The 3,622-nt window shown below is 63.6% G+C and carries 3 protein-coding genes; all 3 read right to left on the bottom strand.

Annotated elements, in window-relative coordinates; translation table 11 throughout:
* Positions 1 to 57: 57 nt before the first annotated feature.
* Genes ACSSVY_RS22605 through ACSSVY_RS22615 form a run of 3 tightly spaced genes read right to left on the bottom strand, consistent with a single transcriptional unit; the run spans position 58 to position 3,591 of the window.
* Entirely contained in the window at positions 58 to 1,077 is a 1,020-nt protein-coding gene (locus ACSSVY_RS22605; protein WP_454272280.1) for a TniQ family protein, read from the bottom strand.
* Complete coding sequence (locus tag ACSSVY_RS22610; RefSeq protein WP_454272282.1) at positions 1,074 to 1,952, bottom strand: TniB family NTP-binding protein; 879 nt, start codon at positions 1,950 to 1,952, stop codon at positions 1,074 to 1,076. The genes ACSSVY_RS22605 and ACSSVY_RS22610 overlap by 4 nt, the downstream gene beginning before the upstream one ends.
* Positions 1,945 to 3,591 (bottom strand): Mu transposase C-terminal domain-containing protein, encoded by a 1,647-nt coding sequence (locus ACSSVY_RS22615; protein ID WP_454272284.1) that lies wholly within the window; start codon positions 3,589 to 3,591, stop codon positions 1,945 to 1,947. The genes ACSSVY_RS22610 and ACSSVY_RS22615 overlap by 8 nt, the downstream gene beginning before the upstream one ends.
* Between the last annotated feature and the right edge of the window lie 31 nt (positions 3,592 to 3,622).

Raw genomic sequence — 3,622 nt, forward strand, 5'->3', positions numbered from 1 at the left:
TGTCGGATAGCCGGAATTCATGAGATTCAAGCACTTCCCTGAAAAACGAGTCGGGGTTCATGAGATTCTGTACCGGTATTTATGAGACTGGATGTGTAGGTATTTGTGAGACTGGCGCTGTCTCGCGGCTTTTTCGGCAGTCTGGCGTGCTCTCTCGTCGCGCTCAGCGCGCCAGAACCGGGCCGAGATGCTTCGCCTCAACGAGAGAGGCCATGGGCTAATCGCCTGCCGGACCCTTTCCTGCCCCTCCGCATCGCTCTCGAGCATGACTGAGATCGCCCATTTGACCGGCTCCTCAATGATCCGCCCAACGCCGACCGTTAGCGCGAAACATTGCAGGAGCGAGCCCTGCGCCAGGGCGTGAAGACCGGGCCGCACCGGCTTGGCAAGCACTGGCGCCACCTGATCGTATTCGGGGACAACGACCGTCAGCGCCTGTCGGAGGATCGGCGTGGTCAGAAAATCTTGATAGTCCCTCCGGTCTTTCAGAGACATTCGAGGCTGCTCGCAAACGTTCGGCGGCGAGGCCCGGCGATGCCGCGCCGTCAGAACCTGAAGCACTTCGGGCGCTTCCAGGTCTCCCTGCCCCGCGCTACGCGCCCAGGCATCGAGATGAGCGGCACCGGCCTCGGCATGCCCTTCAAGTTTCTTGAAGCAATCCGTACCGAACCGGTCGGACAGTGTCTCGCCGGTGGCGTCCCGAATCTCCACACCATGCAGCGGACAGCGAAATCGCCACGGCAGCGCGGCGGCTTTGCGATGCAGATCTTCGGGACAGTGCGGGCAGTAATACCGGTTTTTCCGGGCGATCATCATGCGCGCCGCAGACCCCAACTCCCGGAAAGTCATGGCCTGCACCGCTTCGGGCGAAAGGCCGGTCCGAGTCGCGATCAGAGCCCCCTGCCCTTCCGAAAGACGCCATTCCAAGTCGAACACGTCGCGGCCCTTTAGGCCAAGCGCGACCACGAATTCCGAAACCGTCATGGCGTAGAACGGGGCCATGCGCGCGGCCCAGGAAGACAGCCGTTCGTCGACCTCGGGGAGGTAGACAACCGGCAGACGCCCGCGCGCCGTCACACCGGTTCTCCCAGGACAGCCTGCAACCGGTCGCCGCCCAGAATATCGCGCGAGAGGATGCGTTCCTCGCCGCTTTCGATGGCAGCAATCGCCAGCTGCGACAGGATCGAAAAGATACCCGAGGTGATGCCGCCCGTCACCTTGATCATCCGCGTCAGCGCGGGTCCGTCGATCTGGCTTTGGCGCCGAAGCGGCAGCGTGCGCGTGAGCGTGCTCATCAGCCCGTTCAGATCCTCGCCCTCCCGCCAGGGCGGCAATGCGAAGGCCTCGAACCGGCGCACCAGTTGATCATCGGTGCGCAGCGCGTTGCGGGCCTGCGCTGTACCAACACAGACCAACGGGATGCGCAGCTCGTTGCCCAGAAAGCGCAGCATGTTCAGGAATCGTGCCTGTTCGCGGATCGTCCCCGCCTGCAGGCTGTGAATCTCGTCGATAACCAGCATCCCCGGACGCAATTCGGCGAGCAGACGCAAGGCCAGGCTTTCCAGCACAGACAGTGTCGCCCGCGGCGGCTCCGGGGCACCAATCGCGGCCAGAATCCGGCGGTAGAAGCGCGATTCATCAGGCCCAGACACCATCTGCACGGCGACAACCGGCATATGCAGCCGTCCGCTGGTCTCGTCGAAGCTCGATGCGTGGTCGCGGGTGAATTTCTCGATGATCATGGTCTTGCCCATGCCGCTGTCGCCGACAATGAGCAGGTTCGGCATGCGGGCGCGCTCGGGAAACGACATCAGCGTCTCCAGCTTCTCCAAGGCAGCCTCGGCCCTGGGATAGGAGATCCAGCGGTCGGCGCGAATCCGGTGAATGCGCTCCTCGGCGCTGAGCGCGGCGATCTTGCCGGCTCCTGGATAGAGATGCGGGAACTCAGTCATCGTCGTACCACTCCTCGACCTTGAAGCCGGGGTGACTGAGGAACGGGCTCCCCTCCCCTTCTGGCGCAGGCAGGGCATCTCGTGCGGCGGCATCCGGTGTCACATCGATCATCGGCAAAGGAGTCAGATGCGCCCGCCGCGCCTGATGGCGCCGCGTGGCCTTGGTCTGCCGCTCGGCGCTGTCGACGAGGTCGCGCTGCGCCTCGATCGTCCTGAAAATCAGGTCCTCATCTACCGACCGGCGCCCGGACTCGCGCAAAGCGCGCCGCGCCGCGCGGTGCTCCCAGAGCGTGATCGCAGGCCGTGTCAGATCCGCCGGTCGGGCTTCGATGATCCCGTTCTCTGTCAGCACGAAGATGCGCGAAAGATCGCGCGGGTCGTATTTGAGCGTGAATTTGCGGCTTTCCCGGCCCATCAGCCAGCGCAACTCGTCCGCCCAGTAGCGGATGTGGAAGAGATGCAGGCCGTCGCGCTGCAAAACTCGCTGCTCGGAGGGCAGGAAATCGACCAGAAACTGCCTGAGATCGGCGGGCATGCGGAGTTGGGTCTCTTCTACCCGCGCCGCCCAAGCCGCTGCAGGTGTCGTTTCCAGCGCGCTGTGGACCCGCGCATGGTAGGAGCCGGTGATCTCGAGAGCGAGCCAGGTTTCTAGCTCTCCGAGAGTCATCACCGCCTCGGCCTCGGCGTCAAGATCGCCCCGCTCGAAAATGTTCGAGAAATGCGACCCGGGCAACAGGTGCACTGCGCCCATCATCGTGCCGATCAGCCGCTCGATATGGCCACCGTAGCGCGGCGTGCCCGGCGGGCGGTGCCGCAGGTCGATCTGATATTCGGAACAGGCGCGCTCGAACGCTCGCGCGTGGAACTCCGCGCCATTGTCCACGTAAATCGCGTTTGGGATACCCTGCGCAGCCCAATCCGTGCTGATACTGCGCGCAGTGAGCCACTGCGATTTGTCCATCACCGCATGGGTCAGACACAGCGCAACAGCCAGAAGCGATGGCGGCTCCAGCGACAGATGAAACCCCAAAACCATGCGGGTGTTCACATCGATTGCCACAGTCAGCGTCGGACGACCGAGCGGACGACGCGTCACCGGGTCGACCACTGTCACATCGGCCTTGGTGTGGTCGATCTGGACGATATCGAGAGGGCTGTCTGCAGTAAGGCCTCCCGGCGTGGCCAGATAGCGCCGCTCGGCCTTGTCCTTGCCCTCTCGCCTGGCCATCAGCTTTGCTTGGTCATGTTGCTCCAGCCAGTGGCCCAAACGCCGGATCGAGGGCGGTGCCAGCCCTTGATCCCGACAATCGGCGGCCACCTCCCGCCAGAACCGCGTCCTGGTGGGCTTGCGGCGGGTGGCATAGAAAACCCTGAAATGGCGGGATACGATCGCTTCCACCGACGGGTCCAGGGGCTGCATGCCCGGTTTGGGCCCCCTGGTATCCCGCAGAAGCGCACTGGTCCGCCCGTCCTCGCGGAACTGCTTCACCAGACGAAAGAGCGTGGATCGGCTGACATTCAGCTGATGCATGGCCCAGTCGACATTGCCCTGAGTGAGCTGGGCCGGCAGCTCCCCGAGCACCCGGGCGCGAAACTCCGCCTCTTCCCAATCCTTGTCAGCTGGAAAATTATCGGACATAACTTACTCAGTGCATGGATGCCGGATAGTC

The organism is Roseovarius sp. MBR-51, from assembly GCF_053628575.1.

Coding starts and splice junctions, on each gene's coding strand:
- ACSSVY_RS22610 (WP_454272282.1), bottom strand. CDS start 1,952: ATGACTGAGTTCCCGCATCTCTATCCAGGAGCCGGCAAGATCGCCGCG.
- ACSSVY_RS22615 (WP_454272284.1), bottom strand. CDS start 3,591: ATGTCCGATAATTTTCCAGCTGACAAGGATTGGGAAGAGGCGGAGTTT.